Source organism: Alphaproteobacteria bacterium (assembly GCA_017308135.1).
Lineage (GTDB): Bacteria > Pseudomonadota > Alphaproteobacteria > CACIAM-22H2 > CACIAM-22H2 > Tagaea.
In genome coordinates, this window is the sequence record JAFKFM010000008.1 from 89,787 (window position 1) to 112,308 (window position 22,522).

25 protein-coding genes are annotated in these 22,522 nt (G+C 65.3%); 12 read left to right on the top strand and 13 right to left on the bottom strand.

The window, feature by feature from the left end:
- The gene (locus J0H39_08625) at positions 1 to 972 is read left to right on the top strand and encodes an oxidoreductase (protein ID MBN9496807.1); all 972 of its coding nucleotides are present in this window, start codon (positions 1 to 3) and stop codon (positions 970 to 972) included.
- A gap of 25 nt (positions 973 to 997) precedes the next feature.
- Here J0H39_08625 and J0H39_08630 read toward each other — a convergent pair whose 3' ends face one another.
- The 9 genes from J0H39_08630 to J0H39_08670 all read right to left on the bottom strand — a co-directional run bounded on the left by J0H39_08630 (position 998) and on the right by J0H39_08670 (position 8,560).
- Complete coding sequence (locus tag J0H39_08630) at positions 998 to 2,104, bottom strand: 5-methyltetrahydropteroyltriglutamate--homocysteine S-methyltransferase (protein ID MBN9496808.1); 1,107 nt, start codon at positions 2,102 to 2,104, stop codon at positions 998 to 1,000.
- Between the two features lie 20 nt (positions 2,105 to 2,124).
- Complete coding sequence (locus J0H39_08635) at positions 2,125 to 2,835, bottom strand: ABC transporter ATP-binding protein (protein ID MBN9496809.1); 711 nt, start codon at positions 2,833 to 2,835, stop codon at positions 2,125 to 2,127.
- Positions 2,828 to 3,580: an ABC transporter ATP-binding protein gene (locus tag J0H39_08640; GenBank protein MBN9496810.1), complete on the bottom strand. Its 753-nt coding sequence runs from the start codon at positions 3,578 to 3,580 to the stop codon at positions 2,828 to 2,830. Before J0H39_08640 ends, J0H39_08635 begins: the two co-directional genes overlap by 8 nt.
- Entirely contained in the window at positions 3,577 to 4,566 is a 990-nt protein-coding gene (locus tag J0H39_08645; GenBank protein ID MBN9496811.1) for a branched-chain amino acid ABC transporter permease, read from the bottom strand. The genes J0H39_08640 and J0H39_08645 overlap by 4 nt, the downstream gene beginning before the upstream one ends.
- A 1-nt stretch (position 4,567) precedes the next feature.
- A complete protein-coding gene (locus J0H39_08650; protein ID MBN9496812.1) occupies positions 4,568 to 5,383 on the bottom strand; it encodes a branched-chain amino acid ABC transporter permease in 816 nt (271 codons plus the stop codon).
- 100 nt (positions 5,384 to 5,483) lie between these two features.
- Complete coding sequence (locus J0H39_08655; GenBank protein MBN9496813.1) at positions 5,484 to 6,650, bottom strand: ABC transporter substrate-binding protein; 1,167 nt, start codon at positions 6,648 to 6,650, stop codon at positions 5,484 to 5,486.
- Positions 6,651 to 6,669: 19 nt separating this feature from the next.
- Positions 6,670 to 7,521, bottom strand: a complete 852-nt coding sequence (locus J0H39_08660; protein MBN9496814.1) for a protocatechuate 3,4-dioxygenase — start codon at positions 7,519 to 7,521, stop codon at positions 6,670 to 6,672.
- The gene (locus tag J0H39_08665) at positions 7,521 to 7,859 is read right to left on the bottom strand and encodes an extradiol ring-cleavage dioxygenase (protein ID MBN9496815.1); all 339 of its coding nucleotides are present in this window, start codon (positions 7,857 to 7,859) and stop codon (positions 7,521 to 7,523) included. The genes J0H39_08660 and J0H39_08665 overlap by 1 nt, the downstream gene beginning before the upstream one ends.
- A complete protein-coding gene (locus tag J0H39_08670) occupies positions 7,856 to 8,560 on the bottom strand; it encodes an alpha/beta fold hydrolase (GenBank protein ID MBN9496816.1) in 705 nt (234 codons plus the stop codon). The genes J0H39_08665 and J0H39_08670 overlap by 4 nt, the downstream gene beginning before the upstream one ends.
- Positions 8,561 to 8,692: 132 nt before the next feature.
- Between J0H39_08670 and J0H39_08675 the strand changes: the two genes are divergently transcribed.
- The 7 genes from J0H39_08675 to J0H39_08705 all read left to right on the top strand — a co-directional run bounded on the left by J0H39_08675 (position 8,693) and on the right by J0H39_08705 (position 15,972).
- Positions 8,693 to 9,601 (top strand): LysR family transcriptional regulator, encoded by a 909-nt coding sequence (locus J0H39_08675; GenBank protein ID MBN9496817.1) that lies wholly within the window; start codon positions 8,693 to 8,695, stop codon positions 9,599 to 9,601.
- A 131-nt stretch (positions 9,602 to 9,732) separates the two neighbouring features.
- Entirely contained in the window at positions 9,733 to 10,455 is a 723-nt protein-coding gene (locus tag J0H39_08680; protein MBN9496818.1) for a PIG-L family deacetylase, read from the top strand.
- Positions 10,455 to 11,153: a 4-carboxy-4-hydroxy-2-oxoadipate aldolase/oxaloacetate decarboxylase gene (locus tag J0H39_08685; GenBank protein MBN9496819.1), complete on the top strand. Its 699-nt coding sequence runs from the start codon at positions 10,455 to 10,457 to the stop codon at positions 11,151 to 11,153. Before J0H39_08680 ends, J0H39_08685 begins: the two co-directional genes overlap by 1 nt.
- Complete coding sequence (locus tag J0H39_08690) at positions 11,150 to 11,974, top strand: NAD(P)-dependent oxidoreductase (protein MBN9496820.1); 825 nt, start codon at positions 11,150 to 11,152, stop codon at positions 11,972 to 11,974. The genes J0H39_08685 and J0H39_08690 overlap by 4 nt, the downstream gene beginning before the upstream one ends.
- A 6-nt stretch (positions 11,975 to 11,980) precedes the next feature.
- Complete coding sequence (locus tag J0H39_08695) at positions 11,981 to 13,273, top strand: gallate dioxygenase (protein MBN9496821.1); 1,293 nt, start codon at positions 11,981 to 11,983, stop codon at positions 13,271 to 13,273.
- Between the two features lie 45 nt (positions 13,274 to 13,318).
- A complete protein-coding gene (locus tag J0H39_08700; GenBank protein MBN9496822.1) occupies positions 13,319 to 13,771 on the top strand; it encodes a (2Fe-2S)-binding protein in 453 nt (150 codons plus the stop codon).
- A gap of 5 nt (positions 13,772 to 13,776) precedes the next feature.
- Entirely contained in the window at positions 13,777 to 15,972 is a 2,196-nt protein-coding gene (locus J0H39_08705; protein ID MBN9496823.1) for a xanthine dehydrogenase family protein molybdopterin-binding subunit, read from the top strand.
- On the opposite strand, the gene J0H39_08710 is transcribed toward J0H39_08705, so the two are convergent.
- A complete protein-coding gene (locus tag J0H39_08710) occupies positions 15,969 to 16,337 on the bottom strand; it encodes a hypothetical protein (protein MBN9496824.1) in 369 nt (122 codons plus the stop codon). The genes J0H39_08705 and J0H39_08710 overlap by 4 nt on opposite strands.
- Positions 16,325 to 16,945, bottom strand: a complete 621-nt coding sequence (locus J0H39_08715; GenBank protein ID MBN9496825.1) for a DUF882 domain-containing protein — start codon at positions 16,943 to 16,945, stop codon at positions 16,325 to 16,327. The genes J0H39_08710 and J0H39_08715 overlap by 13 nt, the downstream gene beginning before the upstream one ends.
- Before the next feature lie 384 nt (positions 16,946 to 17,329).
- Here J0H39_08715 and J0H39_08720 point away from each other — a divergent pair, with 384 nt between their 5' ends.
- The 3 genes from J0H39_08720 (at position 17,330) to J0H39_08730 (ending at position 20,158) form a co-directional block, all read left to right on the top strand.
- On the top strand, positions 17,330 to 18,952 hold the full coding sequence (locus tag J0H39_08720; protein ID MBN9496826.1) for an MASE1 domain-containing protein: 1,623 nt from the start codon (positions 17,330 to 17,332) through the stop codon (positions 18,950 to 18,952).
- Positions 18,949 to 19,578 carry a response regulator transcription factor gene (locus J0H39_08725; protein MBN9496827.1) on the top strand — a complete coding sequence of 210 codons (630 nt, stop codon included), beginning with the start codon at positions 18,949 to 18,951 and terminating at the stop codon, positions 19,576 to 19,578. The genes J0H39_08720 and J0H39_08725 overlap by 4 nt, the downstream gene beginning before the upstream one ends.
- Positions 19,579 to 19,660: 82 nt before the next feature.
- Positions 19,661 to 20,158, top strand: coding sequence for an Rrf2 family transcriptional regulator (locus tag J0H39_08730; protein ID MBN9496828.1), 498 nt, complete (start codon positions 19,661 to 19,663; stop codon positions 20,156 to 20,158).
- Here the strand turns inward: J0H39_08730 and J0H39_08735 are convergent.
- The gene (locus J0H39_08735) at positions 20,155 to 20,898 is read right to left on the bottom strand and encodes an aspartate/glutamate racemase family protein (protein MBN9496829.1); all 744 of its coding nucleotides are present in this window, start codon (positions 20,896 to 20,898) and stop codon (positions 20,155 to 20,157) included. The two genes, J0H39_08730 and J0H39_08735, sit on opposite strands and share 4 nt — an antisense overlap.
- A 9-nt stretch (positions 20,899 to 20,907) precedes the next feature.
- Positions 20,908 to 21,654 (bottom strand): 3-oxoacyl-ACP reductase FabG, encoded by a 747-nt coding sequence (locus J0H39_08740; protein MBN9496830.1) that lies wholly within the window; start codon positions 21,652 to 21,654, stop codon positions 20,908 to 20,910.
- 123 nt (positions 21,655 to 21,777) lie between these two features.
- Between J0H39_08740 and J0H39_08745 the strand changes: the two genes are divergently transcribed.
- Positions 21,778 to 22,518, top strand: coding sequence for a hydantoin racemase (locus J0H39_08745; GenBank protein MBN9496831.1), 741 nt, complete (start codon positions 21,778 to 21,780; stop codon positions 22,516 to 22,518).
- The last annotated feature ends 4 nt before the right edge of the window (positions 22,519 to 22,522 follow it).

Sequence of the window (22,522 nt, forward strand, 5' to 3'; positions counted from 1 at the left end):
ATGGCCCAAGCCGCCAAATGGATCGACGCGCGCGTGCGCAACGTTCGCGACGTGACGCATGACGTGCGCGAGTTCGAGATCGTGCCGGAAACCGGCGCCGTCCTGTCCTTCGCACCCGGCGCCCATATCGACGTGGGCGTGATGATCGGCGACGCACCGCAAACGCGCTCCTATTCGCTGGTCGGCATGCCGGGCGGCGATTGCTATCGCATCGCGGTCAAGCGCGTGGCGCCGTCGCGCGGCGGCTCGGCCTATATGTGGCGCTTGGCGCCGGGCGATCGCTTGCGCGCGACCGAACCCAAATCCGCTTTCGCCGTCGAATTCGGGCGGGCTTCGTATCTGCTGATCGCCGGCGGAATCGGGATCACGCCGCTGGTCGGCATGGCGCAAATGCTCGCCAAGCGCGGCGCCGATATGCGGATGCTTTACGCTGTCCGAAGCGAGCGCGATCTCGCTTACGCCGAAACCTTACGCGACGCGTTGGGCGATCGGCTGGAACTCCATATCGGCCGGCAGATCGATTTCGCCGCCGAATTCGCCGCGCTGAAGCCCGGTACGCTCGCGGCCCTGTGCGGGCCGATCCCGATGCTCGAAGCCGTACGCGGCGCGTGGGAAGCGGCGAAACTGCCCGTGGCCGATCTACGTTGGGAAACCTTCGGCTCGTCGGGACGGATGGCGGCGGCGCCGTTCAAGGTGCGCGTGCCCAGCCACGATCTGGAATTCGACGTGCCCGCCGACGCGTCGTTGCTCGACGCGTTGCGCAGCGCCGGGATCGACGCGATTTCGGATTGCCGGAAGGGCGAGTGCGGTTTGTGCGCGATGGATGTCGTCGCCTGCGAGGGCGAGATCGATCATCGCGATGTGTTTTTGTCGCCCGAGGAAAAAGCGCACGGGCGCAAGCTGTGCGTTTGCGTCTCCCGCGCGCGCGGCGTGCTGACGCTCGACAGCGGCTGGCGGCCGGACGCGATCTGACGATCGCATCCGGCGCCGGTCGTTCTTAGGCGTCGCCCCACACGTCGCGGGCGACGTTGACGATCATCTCCATCTTGCGCCACTGCTCGTCCTCGGCCAGCGTGTTGCCTTCCTCGGTCGAGGCGAAGCCGCATTGCGGCGACAGGCACAGCTGATCCTTGGCCGCGAATTTTGACGCTTCGTCGATGCGCTTTTTGACGTCGTCGGCCTTTTCGAGCGAGCCGGTCTTCGACGTGACGAGGCCGAGCACGACATGCTTGCCCTTGGGCAGGAAGCGCAACGGCTCGAACCCGCCCGCGCGATCCGTGTCCCATTCCATGAAATAGCCATCGACCGGCATGCGGTTGAACAGCGTTTCGGCGACCGGCTCGTACCCGCCCGAGGCGATGAAGGTCGAACGGAAATTGCCGCGGCACAGATGCATGGTAATCGTCAGGTCCGCGGGTTTGTCGGCCAGCGCCTTGCGCACCATGCCCGCGTAGATTTCCGGCTGCTTGTCCGGATCGTCGCCGCGCGAGCGCAGCATTTCGCGCTGCGCGGGATCGCACAGATAGGCGAAGGAGATGTCGTCGAGCTGCAGATAGCGGCAGCCCGCGTCGTAGAAGGCGCGGATCGCCTTGTTATAGGCCGTGCCGACGTCGTCGTAGAAACGCTCCATGTCGTCGTAGACGCCGGGATGGATCATCTTGCGGCCGCCGCGATAATGCAGCATCGACGGGCCGGGGATCGTCATCTTCGCCGTCTTCTTGGTATTGGCGGCGAGGAAGCGGAAATGGTCGAGCATCGGATGCTTGGGGTTGAAGCCCACGCGGCCCGTGACCTTCAGCGCCTTGGCGATGCCCACGCCGCCTTTGAAGTTCATGCCGGAATCCGCGTTGACGGATTCGACCGAGTCCAATTCCTCGAGGAAATCGAAATGCCAATAGGCGCGGCGGAACTCGCCGTCGGTGACGCCTTGCAAGCCCACGGCTTCCTGCTTGGCGATCAGCTTCTTGATCTCGGCATCTTCGACGGCCTTCAACGCGGCGGCGTCGATCTCGCCCTTGTGATGCTTGTCGCGCGCTTCCTTCAAGGGGGCGCTGCGCAGCAGCGAGCCGACTTGATCGGCGCGGAAAGGCGGTTTCTTGGCCATGGTGGTCTCCGTTCTAGGGATCAGTGTTTGGCCGCGACGCCGAGATGCAGTTCGAGCGGCGCGGGATTATCGAGAAGATCGCGGCTTGGTGCGGCATGTACCACGCTGCCGCGATCGAGGATTATGGAATCGTCGGTCAGCTTCAGGATCTTTTGCGCGTGCTGCTCGACGACGATCGCCGCCAAGCCTTCCTCGCGGATGATGCGCTTCAGCGCCGCCATCAACTCGTCGACGATGATGGGGGCCAGGCCCTCGGTCGGCTCGTCGAGCAGGATCAAGCGCGGATTGAGCATCAGCGCGCGGCCGATCGCCAGCATTTGCTGCTCGCCGCCGGAAAGCTGGTTGCCGAGATTGCGCTTGCGCTCCGCCAGACGCGGGAACATGGCGTAGACGCGGCTCGTATCCCAGGGGCCGGGCAACGCGACGGCGGTCAGGTTTTCCTCGACCGTCAGGGAGCGGAAGATATTCCGCTCCTGCGGGACCCAGCCGATGCCGGACGTCGCGCGCGTTTCGGGGGCGAGGCGCGTGATGTCGCGCCCCTCGAACTCGATGCTGCCGCCCAGATGCCGCGTGACGCCGATGACGGTGTTCAGCAGCGTTGTCTTGCCCGTGCCGTTGCGCCCCAGCACGGCGAGCGAGCGGCCTTGCTTGAGCGTCAGGTCGATGCCGTTGACGACTTTCGCGCGGCCATAGCCCGACGAAACGGATTTGAGGACGAGAAGCTCAGCCATGTTCGCCCTCGCCAAGATAGACGGCGCGCACGCGCGGATCGTTGGAAATCTCGGCGACCGTGCCGTCGGCGAATAGCGTGCCGTCGACCAGCACGGTGATCTTCTTCGCGAAGGAGAAGACGAGATCCATGTCGTGTTCGATCAGCAGGATCGAGACGTCATCCGGCAAGCGCGCGATGGTTTCGAGCAATTCGGCGCGCTCGGCCTCGGGCACGCCGGCCGCCGGCTCGTCCAGCAGCAACACGCGCGGTTTGCAGGCGAAGGCCAGCGCGATTTCCAGCAGGCGTTGCTTGCCGTAGGCGAGATTGCCCGTGCGCTCCTCCAAAACGTCGATCAGGCGGAAGCGCTCGGCGACTTCGACGATCTCGTCGGTGACGCTCGCTTTCGTACCGACGACGCGCCACCAATCGCGGCCGTGCCCTTGGCGTTCGGAGACGGCGACACCCAGCGCTTGCAGCGGTGTCATGCCGGCGAAAAGCTGGTTGATCTGGAACGTACGCACGAGGCCCATTTTCACCCGGGCTTCGGCTTTCACATTCGTGATGTCCTTGCCGTCGAGCGAAATACGGCCCGAGGTCGGTTCCAGCACGCCGGTCAGCAGATTGATGAAGGTCGTCTTGCCCGCCCCGTTGGGGCCGATCAGCGCGTGGCGCGCGCCCTTTTCGAGCGCGAACGTCACCGAATTCGTGGCCGTGATGCCGCCGAACTTCTTCACCAGCGCGTTCGTTTCAAGTACGGCGGTCATGCCGCACCGCCTTTGCCCAACAGGCGCGACCAGACACCCATCACGCCGTTGCCGATGCGCTGGCGGCCGATCAGCACGATCGCGACCAGGATCGCGCCGATCCAGAAGGTCCAGTATTGCGGCGTCCAGACGGACAGGATTTCCTGCAACACCTTGAACGCGACGGCGCCGATGATGCCGCCGTAAAGATAGCCCGTGCCGCCGATGACCAGCATCAGCAGCGCATCGGCCGAGCGATGGAAGGCGAGCACGTCGAGCGACACGAATTGCGCGGTCTGGGCGAGCAGCGCGCCCGCGACGCCGGCGATCGCGGCGGAGATCGTATAGATCGCGGTCAGACGGTTATTGACCGGAATGCCGATCGCCCGCGCGCGCAAGGGGTTGTCGCGGATCGCCAGCAGTGACAGGCCGAAGGGCGACACGACGATGCGCCGTGCCACGACGAACAACAAGAAGAACACCACAAGGCAGTAGACATAGCCGACATGGCCGAACAGATCGAACTCGAAGCGGCCCAGGATCGGCGCCATGAACACGCCCTGCAAACCGTCGGCGCCGCCGGTGATCTTGCCGGCCTTGTTGGCGATCTCGCCCAGCACCAGCGCCACGCCCAGCGTCACCATCAGGCGCGTAAGGTCGGCGCCGCGCAACACCAGGAAGCTCGTCGCGAAACCGAGGAAAGCTGCGACGATGGCGCCGGCGAAAAGACCGAGCAGCGGATCGTTGGTGACATGGATCGCGAACAACCCGGCGGCATAAGCGCCGGCACCAAAGAACGCGGCATGGCCCAGCGACGCGATCCCCGCATAGCCGAGGATCAGATCGAGCGAGACCGCGAACAGCGCGATGATCGCGATCTCGGTCAGTACCAGATGGTATTCGGTCAGCAACGGCACGCTGGCGGCGGCGGCGAGCCAGAACAAGATCTCCGGCAGACGCCAGCGGCCGAGCGTGGAGAGACGGGAGACGGCGGCTTTGCTGGGCATGTCAGGACCGCACGAAAAGGCCGCGGGGGCGGAAGACGAGCACGACGATCATGACCGTGTAGATGATGAAGGCGCCAAGATCCGGCACGAAATATTTTCCCGCGACGTCGGCGATACCCAGGATCAGCGAGGCGACGAACGGGCCGATCAAGCCGGTCGTGCCGCCGACGGTCACGACGATCAGGAAGTAGATCATGAACTTCAGCGGGAAGATCGGATCGAGGCCGAGCAATTCCGCACCGAGCGCGCCGCCGAGCCCCGCGAGGCCCGAGCCCGCCGCGAAGGTCACCATGAATACGCGCTCGACCGGAATGCCCAGGCCCCGCGCGACGCGCGGATCGTCGACGGCGGCGCGCAGACGGCTGCCGAAGCGCGTGCGGTTCAGCACGAGTTGCAGCGCCACGGTCAGCAGGCTGCACACGACGACGATGAACAGGCGATAACGGCCGATCTGCATGCCCAGGAATTCGAAGCGGCCGCTGAGCCATTCGGGCAAGCGGATCAACTGCGGCTGCGAGCCCATCAGATAATCGGTGCCGGCGACCGCCATGAAGACAAGGCCGATGGTGAACAGCACCTGATCGAGATGCGAGGCGTCGTAAAGGCGGCGATAGAGCGTGCGTTCCAGCACCACGCCGATCAGGGCGGGCACGAGGAAGGCGAAGGGCAGGGTGGCGACGAAGGGCCAGCCCCAGCGATTCATCAAAATCGTCGCCGCGTAGCCGCCCGCCATCGCGAACGCACCATGCGCCAGATTGACGAAGTTCATCAGCCCCAGCGTCACGGACAAGCCGCATGCGAGGACGAACAGAACCATGCCGTAGGCGATGCCGTCGAACAGGATGGTCAAGCGGGGGAACTCCGGCGAAAAAGCACGGCGGCGGCCCCCTCGAAGGAGCCGCCGCCGTTTGTGGAACTTACTTCGTCTTCGACGGATCCTTGACGTTCGGGATCGTCGCGAACTCGACGTTGTAGAGTTCGCCGCCGACGCGCTCGACGCGGCGGATATAGACGTTCTGCACGATCTCGCGCGTTTCGGGATCGATCGAGATCGGCCCGCGCGGGCTTTCCCAAGCGAGACCCTTCATCGCGTCGACCAGCTTCTCGCCGCCTTCGCCGTTGGTCTTCTTCAGGCCTTCGAACAGCACATGCATGCCGTCATAGCCGCCGACGGCCATGAAGTTCGGACGCAAGCCGTTATTGGCCTTGCCGAAGGCTTCGACGAACGCCTTGTTCGTGGGCGAGTTATGCGCGGCCGAATAATGGTGCGCGGTGATGACGCCCAGCGCCGCATCGCCCATCGGGTTCAGGATGTCGTCGTCGGTCACGTCGCCCGTGCCGATCAACTTGATGCCCGACTTGTCGAGGCCGCGTTCCACGAATTGCTTCATGAACTGCGAACCCACGCCCGACGGCACGAAGACCAGCAGCGCGTCGGGCTTCGAATCCGCCACGCGCTGGAGGAACGGCGAGAAATCGGGATTGGCGAGGGGGACGCGGATGTTTTCGACGTTGCCGCCGGCCTTCTTGAACGCGTCGGAGAAGAACGTCTCGACGTCGTGGCCCGGACCGTAATCCGACACGATCGTCACGACCTTCTTCATGCCTTGTTCGGCGACCCAAGTGCCGAACGGATAGGCGATCTGCGGCACGACCTGGCCCGAGCGGATGATGAAGGGCGAACGTTCGGTGATGATGCCCGTCGCGGCGGCCATGACGACCATCGGCGTCTTGGCTTGTGTGGCGAGCGGGGCCGTGGCCAGCGCCAGCGGCGTCAGGCCGAAACCGGCGATCGCCGTCACCTTGTTGTTGACGATCAATTCCTGCGCGATGCGGCGCGTGACGTCGGCCGTGCCGGTGTCGTCGCGGATCAGCAGCTCGACCTTGCGGCCGGCGACGGTCGCGTTCTGCTGCGCGACGTAGAGATTGGCGGCGGCCGAGATCTGCTTGCCGGTCGTCGAGAACGGACCGGTCAGCGGCAGGATCAGGCCGATGCGGATCGGCTCCTGTGCCATGGCGCCGAAGCTGGCGCTCGCCAGCGTGGCGGCGGCGAGGGCGCCGCGAAGGATTGTGCGTCTCAACATGGGGATTCCTCCTGTGGGATTATTGATTGGGTTGGTTTTCAAGCACCAGCATACCAACGCCGGTCATCGAAGCGGGCGCGAAATAATGAGTGTGGCGGACCGCGACTTGGGCGTCCATAGCGCCCCGCATGACCAGCCACATAATCAGCTCGGCGCCTTCGCTGCCGAATTCCCGGACGTAATCCTCGCGGCTCATGTTCACGAGCCGGTCCGGGGCGGCGGCGATATCGCGCAGGAAAGCTTTATCGGCGTCGCGGTTGATGAAACCGGCACGCGCCCCCTGCAATTGATGCGACAGCCCGCCCGTGCCCAGCACGACGAAGCGCTCGTCGCCGGGGAAAGAGTCGATCGCGGTGCGCAGGGCCTTGCCCAGCGCGTAACAGCGCGACGGCAGCGGGATCGGATACTGAATAACATTGACGAAGATCGGCACGATTTTGACCGGCCATGCGGCGCCCGGGCGGCCCCAGAACAGCTCCAACGGCACCTGCAAGCCGTGATCGACCTCGACTTCCTGGACAATCTCGGGATCGAAGCTGTTCTCGACCAGACGGTCGATCAGATGCCAGCCGAATTCCCGATGGCCTTGGAAGGCGGGTCGTTGGCGCGGGCCCCAGCCTTCGTCGGCGAGCGGATAATTCGCGGCACAACCGATCGCGAAAGTCGGCATGCGATCGAGGAAGAAGGCATTGCCGTGATCGTTGAAGATCACGACCGCGACGTCCGGGCGATTGGCTTCGACCCATTCGCGGCCCGGGACGGTGCCGTCGAAGAAGGGTTTCCAGTCCGGCGTGTCGGCGATGCCCCGGTCGATCGCCATCGCGATCGAAGGGACATGCGAGCAGCCCAATCCGCCGATCAGCTTGGCCATCAGCGTTTCCCCAAGCGATCGCGCAGGAACGTCGCGTGCTCGATCCCGGCTTGATGCGCGCCGATCTCTGTCATCGTCGCGGGCTCGATGGCGCCGAGCTTCAGAATGTAGAAGACGTTGCCGCCCAGGCGGACCATTTCGCGCCAGTCGCGCGCCAGCACGGCGCGCTTGGCGTCGTCGGGCACGCCGTAGGAATCGAGATACGCCGCCGGATCACGGCGATACGCGTCGCGCTTTTCCGGAATGCGCAGATCCTTCGTCGCCTTGTTGAGCGCGTAGCCGGCGCTTTGGCGCGCGCGGTCGAACAACGGCGTGTCGGGAATACGATCCGCGCTCATGCGAAACCCAGAAAATCGAGCAACGCTCTATTGACCGCTTCCGGGCGCTCGTAACAAGCGAAATGCCCGGCATCCTCGATCACGCTGAGCTTCGAACCGGGAATGGCGGCGACGAGCGCTTCGTGCTGTTCCAGCGTTGCCCAGCGATCCTGGCGCCCGACCATTACCAAAGTAGGGCAAGCGATCTGGGGCAGCAGCGGCCGCGCATCGGGCCGGCCCATCAATGCGCGGATCTGGCGCTCGTGAATCTCGGGCGTCATGTCCAGGACCATCTCGGTCAGCGGCATGATCAAGGCGGGATCGGTTTCGCGCGCCGGGTGCAGCATCGGCGGCAGCCATTTGGCGGCGAGCGCTTTCATCCCTTCCTTATGGGCAAGCTCGATCACCGCCAAGCGGCCGGGCATTTCCTTGTCGCTGCCGGGATGGGCACCCGTATCCATCAGCACCAGGCGTTCGACGCGGCTCGGGGCGAGGCGCACGGCTTCCAATGCGGCGCGGCCGCCCATCGAAAACCCGACGATCGTGAGGGGGCCCTCGAACGCGGCCAACGCGATCTCGCCCATTTCGGTGATCGATGCGGCTTTGGTGAAATCGGCGACCTTGGTTTCGGCGAACGGCGCCAACGCGCTTGTCTGCGCGGCAAAAACCCGCGCATCGCAGAGCAGACCCGGCAGAAATACGATTTGCGCGCGCGGCGCCATGGCGTCGTCCCGAAATTCTCGTTGGGGTTTGTCTAAGGGGCGGGGCGCAATTCCGAAAATGGATTGATTTGCTGGTTATATGAATTTCATGCATCATTAGCCGAATTCGGGAATTTCGGGAAGAAACACGCCATGCGCATCGATTTTCTGGGCCTTCACGCCTTCGTCGCCATCGCCGAGCGCGGCAGTTTCCAGAAGGCGGCGGCGCATCTCAACCTGTCGCAAACGGCGCTGAGCCATCGAATCCGCAAGATCGAGGACGATCTGGGCGTGCGGTTGCTGGCGCGCACGACGCGCGAGGTGTCGTTGACCTCGGCGGGCTTGCAATTGCTGCCGCGCGTCAAATCGATGATCGACGATCTGGGCGCGTCGCTGGAGGATCTGCGCGGACTCGCGCGCGTGCGCCAGGAACGCTTGTCGATCGCGTGTTTGCCGACGATCGCGGCGGGTTTCATGCCGCGCGTGCTGCCGCTGTTCCGCCAGGCGCACCCCGAAACCATGCTGCGCATCCACGACAACGCGGCGACGGAGATCGCGGAGCTGGTGCAGAACGGCACGGTCGAGTTCGCCGTGACGCTCGTCTCGGCCCATCGCTGGGATTTCGAAATCCAAACCCTGGCGCGCGATCCGTTCGTGTTGCTCTGCCACAAAAAGGCGTGGCCGGCCGAACGGACGGTCGCATCCTGGGCCGATGTCGCCGAGCAGCCGCTGGTGCGCATTTCCACGCAAACCGGCAATCGCATGATGATCGACGACGCGCTGGGCAGCCGTCGCGAAAGCGTCAAATGGCGCTACGAGGTGCAGCATATCGGCACGGCGATCGGCATGGTGCGCTCCGGTGTGGCGATGGCCGTGGTGCCGCGTCTATCGCTGGATTCGACCGATATCTCGGCCTTGCGCGTGGTCGAGCTGCGCAATCCCAGCGTCAACCGCCAGATCGGCATCGTGTCGAAACGCGCCACGCCCTTGTCGCAGCCGGCGGCCGATTTGAGGCGTTTGATCGTGCGCGAACTCTCCGGCAAACGGCGCAAAGCCGCCTAGATGCATCGGATTCATTAAACCGCGCGAAGTACGCATTTGCTTCACGTGACTTCGGCTCGGATAAGTTTCGCCCAACGCTAGGGAGAAACGCCGCCCGCTTGCCGCCGACGGCGCCGCATCGGAGTCGAATCATGTCCACGCAGAAATCGGGTCTCGTCGTATCCGCCCATCCGGGCGATTTCGTCTGGCGCGCGGGCGGGGCGATCGCGTTGCATGCCAAGCGCGGCTATCGGATGAAGATCGTCTGCTTCGCCTATGGCGAGCGCGGCGAAAGCCAATGGGCGTGGAAGAAGGCGGGCGTCGACATCAAGGACGTGAAGGCCCAGCGCCACGAGGAATCCGAGCGTGCCGCCAAGCTGCTCGGCGCGGAAATCGAATTTTTCGACGCGGGCGATTATCCGCTGCGCACGACCGACGCGATGCTCGACCGTCTCGTCGACATCTATCGCGAAGTGAAGCCGAGCTTCGTGCTGACCCACGCGCTGGAAGATCCCTACAACTTCGATCATCCGCACGCGGCGCATGTGGCGCAGGAAGCGCGCATCATCGCGCAGGCCGCCGGCCATAAGCCCGATCCGTCGCGCAGCTATTTGGCGCCGCCGGTGTTCCTGTTCGAGCCGCACCAGCCCGAACAGTGCAACTACAAGCCCAATCTGCTGCTCAAGATCGATGAAGTGTGGGAGACGAAGCGCCAAGCCTTCGAAATCCTCGCGGCGCAAAAGCATCTTTGGGAGTACTACACGCGCGTCGCCCTGAATCGCGGCGTGCAGGGCAGCCGCAATTCCGGCAAGCCGATGACCTATGCCGAAGCCTATCAGCGCATCTTCCCCGACGTGGTCGAGGAATTGGCCTGATGAAACCCGTCGTCGTCACCGGCGTGCCGCGCGTGGCGCCCGATAAGCTCGCGCGCCTCGCGACGTTGGGTGTCTCCACGGCGCACGAAGCGATGGGCCGTTCGGGGTTGCTGAAGCCCTATATGCGGCCGATCGATCCCGGTTCGGCGATCGCGGGCTCGGCCGTCACCGTATTGGCCCAGCCCGGCGACAATTGGATGATCCATGTCGCGATCGAGCAATGCGGGCCGGGCGATGTGCTGGTCGTCGGCGTTACCGCCGACAACACCGACGGCATGTTCGGCGATCTGCTCGCGACTTCGGCCAAGGCGCGCGGCGTCGTCGGTTTGGTGATCGACGCGGGCGTGCGCGATGTGGCGACACTCAACGAAATGGGCTTTCCGGTCTGGTCGCGCGCGATCTCGGCAAAAGGCACGGTCAAGGCGACGCTGGGTGCCGTCAACGTGCCGGTCGTGTGCGCGGGGGCGCTGGTGAAACCGGGCGACGCGATCGTCGCGGACGACGACGGCGTGCTGGTCGTGCCCAAGCGGGAGATCGACGCGACGTTGAAAGTTGGCGAAGCGCGCTTGGCCAACGAAACCGACAAACGCGCGAAGCTCGCTTCCGGCGTGCTCGGCCTCGATCTTTATTCGATGCGCAAGCCTTTGGCCGATGCGGGGCTTGTCTACCGCCCGTGGAATGAAAGCGAGGATCGATGACCTTTACCGTCGCCTTCATCGGATACGGCGAAGTCGGGCAGTTGTTCGGCAAGCAGCTTGCCGCGCAACAAGGCGTCGCTGTGCGCGCACATGATGTGTTGTTCGACGATGCGGCGAAAGGCTCGGCCCTGAAAGCCATCGCGGCCGAAACCGGCGTGGCGGTTTGCGGCTCGCATGTCGAAGCGTGCCGCGAGGCTTCGCTCGTGATCTCGGCCGTCACCGCCGATCGCGCGGTCGATGCGGCGCGCCAATGCGCCAATGCGCTCACACCCGATCAGATCTATGTCGATCTGAATTCGATCTCGCCCACGACCAAGGGCCAAGTCGCCGACGCGTTGCAGCGCGACGCCGCCGGTTTCGTCGAATTCGCCGTCATGGCGCCGGTCGCGGGGCCGGGGATCGCGGTGCCGATCCTCGCGGGCGGCGCCAAGGCGAAGATCGTCGCCGAAATGCTCAATCCGCTGGGCATGAAGATCGATGCGGTCGCCGAGAAGATCGGCGTGGCGTCGGCGACCAAGCTGTGCCGCTCCATCGTCATCAAGGGGATGGAAGCGATCATGGTTGATCTCAAAGCCGCGACCGAGGCGACCGGCGTGTGGCCCGCCGTTTTGGCGAGCCTGACCGCGTCCTATCCCGGCATGGATTGGGCGAAGATCATCGACTACATGCCGCCGCGCGTGAAGCGGCACGGCATTCGCCGCGCCGCCGAAATGCGCGAAGCGGGCAAGATGCTGGACGAGGCGGGGGCGAACGGCGATTTCGCCCGCGCGATCGCCGATGCGCATGAGCGCTACGCGCGCGCCAACGTAAAGCAAGGGTAGGGCACCATGGCGCGGATCATCGGCGGCTTGGCCGCATCGCATACGCCGACCATCGGCTTCGCCTTCGACAAGGACAAAGCGTCCGATCCCGTTTGGGCGCCGATCTTCAAGGATTTCGCGCCGCTGAAAGCCTGGATCGAGGCGAAGAAACCCGACGCGCTGGTCGTGATCTACAACGATCACATCACGTCGTTCTTCTTCGATCATTATTCGGCTTTCGCGCTGGGTATCGGCCCCGAATGGCGCGTGGCCGACGAAGGCGGCGGTGCGCGCGATCTGCCGCCATTGCCCGGGCATCCGGAACTCGCGCGCCATATCGGTGCGTCGCTGGTCGCCGACGAATTCGACATGTCCTTCTTTCAGGACAAGGCGATTGATCACGGCGTGTTCTCGCCGATGTGCATGATGATGGATCACAAGCCCGCCTGGCCCGTGCCCATCGTGCCGTTGCAGATCGGCGTGCTGCAAGCACCCGTGCCTTCGGGGGCGCGTTGCTTCAAGCTCGGCAAAGCCCTGCGCCGCGCGATCGAATCCTATCCCGCCGATATTTCCGTCGCCGTCGTCGCGACAGGCGGCCTGTCGCATCAAGTGCATGGCGAGCGCGCGGGTTTCAACAACACCGAATGGGATCGCCTTTTCCTCGACCTATTCGAGCGCGACCCCGAGCGTATCGCGGGCATGACCATCGCCGAACTCGCCACGCTCGGCGGGTTCGAGGGCGCCGAAGTGATCATGTGGCTGGTGATGCGCGGCGCGCTGCCGTCATCCGTGCGCAAGAGTCACGAAAGCTATTATCTGCCGTCGATGACCGGAATCGCGACCGCGATCTACGACGTCGACGATGCGCCGCCCGATGCGGCGCAAGTCGAACGCCAACGCGCGCATATCGCCCGGCAGTTCGATGGGATCGATAAACTGCACGGGACTTATCCTTTCACGCATGAACGCAGCGTGAAGGCGTACCGCATCAATAAGTTTCTCCACGGCCTGATCGCGCCCGAAGCGCGCAAGCGTTTCCTGGCCGATCCCGAGGCGGCATTCGAAACGGCGAAGCTGTCCGATGTCGAGCGCGATCTGATCCGCCGCCGCGATTGGCGCGGCATGATCCATTACGGCGTGATCTTCTTCATGCTGGAGAAGCTCGGCGCCGTCGTCGGCGTTTCGAATTTGCACATCTACGCGGCGATGCGCGGGCAGACGCTGGAGGAATTCCAGAAAACCCGCAACGCGCCCGGCGCGCTTTACTCGGTCGCCGGCAAGGAGGGACAAGCGACAAGCTGGTCGGCATCGAAAACCTAAAGTACAAAGTTAAAAAAACGACGAATAACCCCCTGGGAGGTCGACATGGCGAATTTGAACGTCAACGGACAGGTGCGGCAGATCGATGCGGCACCCGATACACCCTTGCTGTGGGTGCTCCGCGAACATCTGAAATTGACCGGCACGAAATACGGCTGCGGCGTCGCGGCCTGCGGTGCCTGCACCGTTCATCTCGACGGCGAACCGATCCGTGCCTGCATCACGCCGTTGTCGCAAGCCGAAGGCAAGCGCGTGACGACGATCGAAGGTCTGCCGGGCGGCGAGAATAATCGCCTGGTCCAAGCTTGGATCGCCGAGCAGGCGCCGCAATGCGGCTACTGCCAATCGGGCCAGATCATGCAGGCCGCCGGTCTGTTGGCGAAAACGCCGAAGCCGACGCGCGAGCAGATCGTCGAACATATGGACGGCAATCTCTGCCGCTGCGGCAGCTATGCCCAGATCGTCGCGGCCGTCGAACGCGCCGCGGGCGGGAGGTAAGCGCCATGACCAAGAACGCAATTCAAGCCGCCGGTATCGGCCGGCGCGGCTTTCTGAAGGGTTCGGCGGGCCTCGCCTTCGCCTTCGCTTTGATCGAAGCCGGCGATGTCATGGGGCAGGGCGCGCCCGCGCGTCTCAACGCCTATATCTCGATCGGCACCGACGGCACGATCCGCATCGCCGCACCGGCCCCCGAGATGGGGCAAGCGACGAACACGGCGTTGCCGCTGATCATCGCCGAAGAACTCGATGCCGATTGGGCGAAGGTCGTGGTGGAGACCGCACCCGTCGCCGCCGCCTATGACCATCCGATCTTTCGCGCGCAATTCGTCGTCGGCAGTTTGACGACGCGCGGCTATTGGATGGTGATCCGCACGGCCGGCGCGCAAGCGCGTCGCGTGCTGATCGACGCCGCAGCGCAACGCTGGAACGTGCCCGCGAACGAGCTATCGACCGAGCCGAGCACGGTCGTCCACAAGGCGAGCAATCGGCGTTTGAGCTATGGCGAGATCGCGTCCTTCGCCCAGGTTCCGGCGCAATTGCCGGAAATCCGGCCCGATATGCTGAAGAAGCCCGCCGATTTCCGGTTGATCGGGCGGGATGTGCGCCGCTGGGACGTGCCCGCCAAAGCGACGGGCAAGGCAATCTACGCGATCGACGTGCAGGTGCCCGGCATGCTCTACGCCACGCTGGCGCGTTCGCCGGTGATGGGATCGACCCCGCGCGGGCATAACGGCGCGGATCTCATGCGCCGTTCCGGGATCGTCGCGGTCGTGCCGCTCGCCCAGGGTGTCGCGGTCGTCGGCGACAAGATCGAAACCGTTCTGGCCGCGCGCGCCGATCTCAAAGTCGATTGGTCGCCCGCACCGGGTTCGAATTTCGATTCCGATCGCGGGCGGGAGATGTATCTCGCCCATGTGCGCGATCCGTCCGGGCAGAAGGTCGTCGTCGGCCGCCGCACGGGCGACGCCAACGCGGCGCTGCAATCGGCCGCGCGCGTCGTGTCGGGCGAGTTCACGACCGACTATGTCTATCACGCGCAGATGGAGCCGCTGACGTGCGTCGCCTCGGTCACCGCCGACGGCGTCGAAGTGTGGACCGGCACGCAATGGGCGTCGCGCGCGCGCGACGATGCCGCCAAGGCGGCGGGCGTGCCGCCCGAAAAGGTCAAGGTCAATATGCTGCAGATGGGCGGCGGTTTCGGCCGGCGCGCCCAGATCGAATACGTCGTCGAAGCGGTCGAGGTGTCCAAAGCGGTCGGCAAGCCGGTCAAGCTGATGTCGACGCGCGAGGACGACGTCGCCAACGCGCATTGCCGGCCGATGACCGCGCACAAGATCGATATCGGTCTCGACGCGGGCGGCAAGATCGCGGGCTGGCGCCATCGCATCGCGGCCGATCTGGTGGTGACGCAAGTCTACGGGCAGCCGCGCCTCGACGCGCAGAACGGCGTCGATCACATCGTCATGGCGCATGCCGACGTGCCGCTTTACGACGTCGCGTCGCATCTGGCCGAACATGTCTACGAAGCGCCGGGCGTGCGCTCGGCGGCGTGGCGCGGCATCGGGGCGGGGCCCAACGCCTTCGCGATCGAAGCGATGATCGACGAACTCGCGGCACTCGCGGGCGAGGATCCCGTCGCCTATCGCATGAAGCTGCTGAAGGACCGGCGCGCGCGCACGGCGGTCGAAGTCGCGGCCGATATGGCGGGCTGGCCCAAAGCGTCGCGCGGCGATACGGGCTTCGGCATCGCGTTGTCGCGCTTGGGCGTGCCGCAGTTGGGCGAGTCCATCGCGGTGACGATCGTCGAAGTGGCGCTGGACCGTACACGCGGCAACATCGCCGTGCGCAACATGTGGTGCGCCGCCGATGTCGGTTTGCCGATCCAGCCGCGCAATATCCGCCAGCAGGTCGAAGGCTCGCTCGTCTGGGGCTTGTCGGCCGCGCTGTCGGAACGCATCACGTTCAAGAACGGTGCCGTGCAGCAGCAGAACCTGTCGGATTACGAAGTGCTGCGCGTGTCGCGTTTGCCGAAGGTCGAGATCAACATCATCCGCAGCGGGGAGGTTCCGCTGCCCGTGGGCGAACTCGGGCTGGGCACCGTGGCGCCCGCGATCTCGAACGCGGTGCGCGGTTTGACCGGCAAGCGGCTTGCCGCGTTGCCGTTCACGCCCGATCGGGTGCGCGCGACGCTCGCTTAGGACGGGTGGCCGACGACGATCTGGATGCGATCGCAATCGCCGCGCGACGGCGCATTGCGATCGCTCGTCCGGACGGGTTCGAGCAGTATGGCGACGAGTTCGGACGTGCCGAGGCCCGGATTGCGGTCGCGCACGTCGCGCAGCCGCTTTTCGACGAACTTGCCGATCGCGCGTTCGGACACGCCGCAATCGCGCGCCTTCGCGGCGAAGGCGCCGATCTCGCGCACTTCGACGTTCACGTCGCGATCGGGCTGGCGCAGCCAGATGGCGCCCAGGAAAACAGCGACGAAAAGCACCAGGCCGGCGACGGTCGCCGCTTCCCGGGTTTTCAGATCGCGCAGGAACATGGGGTTCACCGTCGCCATGTGCGGTACGGGCCCGTATCGAGATGGACGAAGCCGCGCTTGCCGTAATTGCCGATGCCGCCGATCTTCTCGCGCCGCGCGGCGGCGGCGATGGCGTTGGGCGAACGGCCGATCATCGTCACGTCGACCGCGCGGCCTTGGGTGTGCATCGAACTGCGCGCGGCGGTTTTTTCGACGCGGCGGATCTGGTTCTGCGAGCGTACGGTGCGATAGGCGGAAAGGATGCGCCAAGGTTCGTCGGCATCGAGCCGGTTGCCGACGCGCCATAGCGCGTCGAGCAACGGCACGTTGATGCGCGCATGCGCGCCCGTGCGATGGTCGCGCAAAATGCGCGCGATCGCTTTGCCGGCCGCGTCGTCGATCTTGCCGTCGCGCCAATAGACGCCGTTCCAGGATTCGTTCGTATTGACGTTGACGAACGACAATCCGCGCGTCACGGGCAAACGCGCGGGCGCCGCTTCGGCGATGGCAGGCAAGAACGTCAATGCGGCGAAAGCGGCACCGATACCAGCGAGTGCGGTACGACGCGGAACGACGGACTCGCCGCAAAACGAGCAGTCGCAACCCGTATCGTCGTTGTCCGCCGGATCGAAGCAAGCGAAGCGCATATCGACTGTCTAGGGGGCGGACGCCCCGCAACGCCATACGGAAGCACACTTATTCGCCGCGCCCCGGGACCGGCCGGGTTGCTTATGGGCGCCCGCGCGCCTAGAGCCTATTTCGAGCGAATGAAATCGCCTGCGCCGCTGGGATTTTGCGACGCAGGTAGGAGAAGGGCGCCGCGCGTAGTGGTTCTACGCGCAAGTCCTTCGACGCCCCTGCGGCGCAAAAGAACGCGGCCCGAATGGGTTGGGTTCCGGCGGGCGCCCGCTTTGTTGCAGCCCTCGCCGATAGAACCACTATCGGCTTCGGACCGCGCCGCGCGGATCGCACACGCCGGAATCCCAACGCAGGCGGTTCCATCTGCTCGAAATAGGCTCTAGCTTTGCGCGATGGAATCTCAGGCGCGCATTTTGCGACTTACCGGCTTGTCCGGGCCGGGGTGGAGCGGGGCGGCTGCGCGGTTCGCCGTCTTCGTCGCGCTCTATGTCGCGTCCGATTGGATCAGCAATATCGATCCGCAAACGCCGTTCGGCTTCACCTTGTGGAATCCGCCGGCAGCACTGGCGCTGTTCTTGGGGCTGGTTTGGCGCTGGCGCGCTTTGCCGGCCATCGCGATCTCCGCGGCGCTGTCGGGGATTATGATTCGCGGCTACGCGCTCGACCTGCATTCGGCCTGGGTGACGCCGGCGGTGCTGTCCTTCGGCTATGCGGCGCTGGGCAACGCGCTCGCTTCGCGCCGCGACGCCGCCGCCCCGTTCGCCGAGCCGATGTCGGCACTCGCCTTCATGCTGCTGGCGATTTTCGGGGCGGGCGCCATCGCGGTCTTGCATGTCGGCGTGTTCGCAGCACTCGGCTTTCTCGATCCGTCGCTGCTGCTCGCCCTGTCGACGCGATCGTGGATCGGCGACGCGACCGGCATCGCGGTCATGCTGCCCGTGCTGGTGCAGTTCGGCGCCGTGCGCGCGGAGGAGGGCTGGCGCGATATCGCGACGGCCGATACGTTCGGCGCGATCGCGGCGGCGGCCACACTCGCGGGCATGGCAATATTGGGACCGGGAGCGACGACCAATCTCGCCTATCTGGTCATTCTGCCGGTCGTCTGGGTCGCGGTGCGGCGCGGCTTGTCGGCGACGCTCGCCACGCTGTTCGCGATCCAATGCGCGATCATTCTGTTCATCGTGCAGGACGAAGCGGCCGACACGGCGTTCTCGGAATTCCAGGTGCTGATCGTCGTCGTCGCGATGACGGGCCTGATCCTGGGCACGGCGGTCGGGCATATCCGGCGCTCCGCCGACGATCTGGCGCGCGCGCGCGCCGAGGGCGATCGTTTGGCGCGGTTGACGGCGGTCGGCGCGCTCGGCTCGGCCATCGCGCATGAATTGAGCCAGCCGCTTTTCGCGATCCGCACGGCCAGCCACGTGTTGATGCGCGGGCTGGAGCGCGACGGCGGAACGGGCGAAATGCTGCGCGCCGCGCGCACGATCGAAAGTCAGATCGAGCAGGCGAGTGCCCGCATTCGCGCCTTGCGCGCCGAGTTCCAAAGTGCCGGTCCGATGCCCAGCGTTTTCGATCTGGTCGTCGCGGCGCGTCAGGCGGCGCGCATCGTCGATGGCGGCGCGGCCATGGCGCGCGGCCAATTGACGGTCGAGGATTCGCCGCCGGTGCGCGTGCGCGCCGACCGCGCGCATGTCGCCTATATCCTCGACAATCTGTTCCGCAACGCGCTGGCGGCGATCCGCGCGCGCGGGGCCGGCGGGCGCGTGCGCGTCGTGTTCGGCGCCGCCGATGACATCGTTCGAGTCGAAGTCGTCGATAACGGTGTGGGCATTTCCGACGATCTCGCCGGGCGGTTGTTCGAACCGATGGTCACCGGCCGCCACGACGGCGTGGGGCTGGGCTTGTTCATCGGCCGCACGCTCGCCGAACTCAACGACGGCGCCTTGTCGCACCGGGCGACGAATGGCGGCGGCGCTACGTTCGTATTGGAACTTCCCGCGGGTGCAAACGCATGACCGACAATCCCCCCATCCCCTCGCATGTCGCCATCGTCGACGACGATCCCGCTTTGCGCGACACGCTGACGATGCTGTTCGAATCATCGGGGTATCGCGTCAGCACGCTCGATTCCGTGGAAGCGCTGCTCGACAATCCGGAAGCGCTGGGCGCCGCCTGCCTGGTGCTCGACCATACTTTGCCGGGCAAACAGGGAATCGACGCGCTGGAAACCTTGCGCGAACGCGGGCCCTTGCCGGCGATCGTGGTTTTGACCGGTTTCGGGACGATTCCGCTGGCCGTGCGCGCGGTACGCAGCGGCGCTTTTGAATTCCTGGAAAAGCCGGTCGAGCCCGATGTGCTGCTCGACGTCGTTGCCCGCGCGGTAAGCCATTCGCAGGCGCGCGGCGAGGCGGCGGCCGTGGAGGCCGAGGCGCGCGAACGTCTTGCCGGGTTGACGCCGCGCGAGCGCGAAGTGCTGGCCCATATGCTGGGGGGTGCTCCCAGCAAGGCGATCGCGGCGAAGCTGGATATCAGCCCGCGTACAGTTGAAATCCATCGCGGCCGGGTGATGGATAAGCTCGGCTGCCGGGGTCCCGTGGAGCTGTTCCGGCGCTATGCCGACCTAATCTCCACGGAGGTGTAGGTAGACACTCGTATTGCGGGAATGGCCCCGATCGGCGGAAGTGCATACCCAGACGACACACCACTGGCCTGGGAAAGCGAACATGCTCTATCTGAACCGCCGTGCTCTCGCGGCCATCGATGCCCTGATCGTTCTCGCCCGCGCTCCCGCGCCGGGCCGGATGCAACGTTCCGAAATTCAGGCCCGTTTGGGGCTCACGGACCGCTCGTTCGAAAGCGCGCTGTTCGAACTCGTGAAGGCGGGCATGGTCGAATCGCGCCGTGGCGTGGGCGGCGGTTACCGCCTGTCGCGCCCGGTCGAGGAACTGACCGTCATGTCCGTGCTGCAAGCGCTGGGCGAAACCGGCCGTCCCGCGACCGAAGGCGGCGAGACGCCCGAACCCGCCGCCGGCGTTCCGGCGATCCGCCGCTTGCAACGCGACTTCTGGAACGGCGTCGAGGCGAAGGTCGTCGATATGCTGTCGCGCACCACGCTGGGCGATATCCTGGAAAACGAGGATGCGTTGACGCAAGACACCGCGTCGGAATCGGCCGAACAGCAACGCGTGCGCGAGCACGCGGATGCGATTCAGGGCGCTTAAAGCACGTCCTTGCCGCCCAGCCGGGCGGCGAGCGCGGCCGAAAGTCCGTCGCTCGCGATAGCCGGTACCGCGCCCATCGCGGTGCCGGCTTTCGCTTTTTGAGGGCTGGGCGCTTTTTGAAGCGCGCGCAGCGACGCCTCCAGCGGATCGACGATCGCGATCTTCGTGCGCGCGCGAATGGGTGCGGCCAGACCGGCAAGCCCCGCACCGCCTAGGATCACGCATTCGGCACCGTCTTTCGCGGCACTATCCTCGATCGCTTCGACCAGCGATGCGATCGCCATATCCGGATCGGCCGCGATTTCCGCCCCCGACGGCGCCACGGTGCGGATCCCCGCCAGGGTTTTATCCTTGCCGGATGCCGCCAGAATCTCTCGCAATATGCCGTCCCACAACGCGCCGCCGGTGACGATCGCGTAGCGCTTGCCGCCGGTCGCGTCGACCGCCGCATCGAGCATGCCGACGACCGGTTTGGCCGATAGCTCGCGAAGAGCACCGAGCCCCGGATCGCCGAAACAGGCGAGCAGCGTGGCGTCGGTTTGCGCGTCGTGCTTGGCCCAAGCATCCAGCGCGGCATGCGCGGCGATCGCGTAGCCCGCGCGCGTGACGATGTATTTGGCGCCGAAGGTGCTCGTCGCGGGCACGATCTCGACGCCCGGTGCGGCGAGTTTGCGCGCCTCGCGCGCGACAAGCTCGGTGATCGCCGGCGTCGTATTCGGATTCAGCAGCAGGATGCGCATGTCGTCCCGTCAGGGCATGATCTCGCCGCCATTGGGATGCAGCAGCTGGCCGCAGAAATAGCGCGATTCCGCCGAAGCCAGAAACACGAAGCTGGGCGTCATGTCGCCGGGCGTGCCCAGGCGCTTCAACGGCAGGGCGGCGGCGTGGTCGCGCTTGGCCTTCTCGGGCAGCGGGTCGAAGCCGGTATCGACCAAGCCGGGCGATACGCCGTTCACCAGAATGCCGAACGGCGCCATTTCCTTCGCCAAGGCGCGGGTGAATCCGATCAAACCGGCCTTGGCGGCGGAATAGGCCGTGTAGTTCCCGCGCCCGATATAGCCGAGCTGCGAGCACACGGTGATGATCCGCCCCGATTTGCGCGGCTTCATCGCTTTGGCCGCCGCACGCCCGCACAGGAACGCGCCGCGCATGTGAACGGCGATCATGCGGTCCCAATCGGCGACCGACATCTTGTCGATCGGCTGCGATTTTTGGATGCCGGCGTTGTTGACCAGCACGTCCAGGCGGCCGAAATACTTCTTATGCGCGGCGAACAGCGCATCGACCTGTTTTTCGTCGGTCACGTCGGCGCGTACGGCAATGGCCTTGCGGCCCAGTTTGACGATGGCCTTGACGGTCGCTTCGGCGGCGCGCGGATTGTCGAACCAGGCGATCGTCACGTCCGCGCCCTCGCGCGCATAGGCCAGGGCGACGGCGCGCCCGATCCCCGTATTGCCGCCGGTCACCAGCGTCTTCAACCCCGTCAAACGACCCATTGCGCGTACTCCTTCACGAAAGGGGAAGATATCAGCAAAAACGGGGCCGGTTTTCATCCCCCTTGCGGGGTATCGCGTTCCTCGGCACTTTGGCCGCAACTCATTCCAAGGGGCTTCGATGCCATGCGCCTGCTGTTGATCAACGCGAATACGTCCGATTTCGTCACCTCGAAGGTCCGCGCGGCGGCGCAGGCTTGCGCCTCGCCGGGCACGACGATCGAAGCGGTGACCGGCACATTCGGCGGCCGCGTGATCGGCTCGCGCACCGAAAACGCGATCGGCGAGCATTCGGCCGTCGATCTGGCGGCGAAACACGCAGCCGGTATGGACGGCGTGCTGATCGCCGTGTCCTACGATACGGGTGCGAAGGCGCTGCGCGAGATGCTGGATGTGCCCGTCCTTGGCATGACCGAAGCCGCGTTGCATGCCGCGACGATTTTGGGCGGGCGCGTGGGCATGATCGTATTCGGGCCGCGCGTGCTGGGGCTTTATCGCGACGTGATCGACGCGACCGGCCTTGCGGGCAAGGTCGGCGGCTGGCGCGCGATCGACAACTCGAAACCCTATGCGCCCGGCGATCAGACCGAGGTCGAAGACCAAATCGTCGCCGCCTGCGACGATCTAATCGCCAAGGATTGGGTCGAATCGATCGTGCTGACCGGGGCGGTGATGGCGGGGGTGCCCGCGCGTATCCAGCATCGCGTCGCCGTGCCCGTGCTCGATGGTATTACGACCGGCGTGCCGATGCTCGAAGCCTTCGTGAAGTTCAAACCCGCCAAGCCGCGCACCGGCAGCTTCGCGCCGATCACGGGGCGCGAGGCGGTGAATGTCGATCCGGCGCTGATCGCCAAGCTGAAGGGCTGAACGT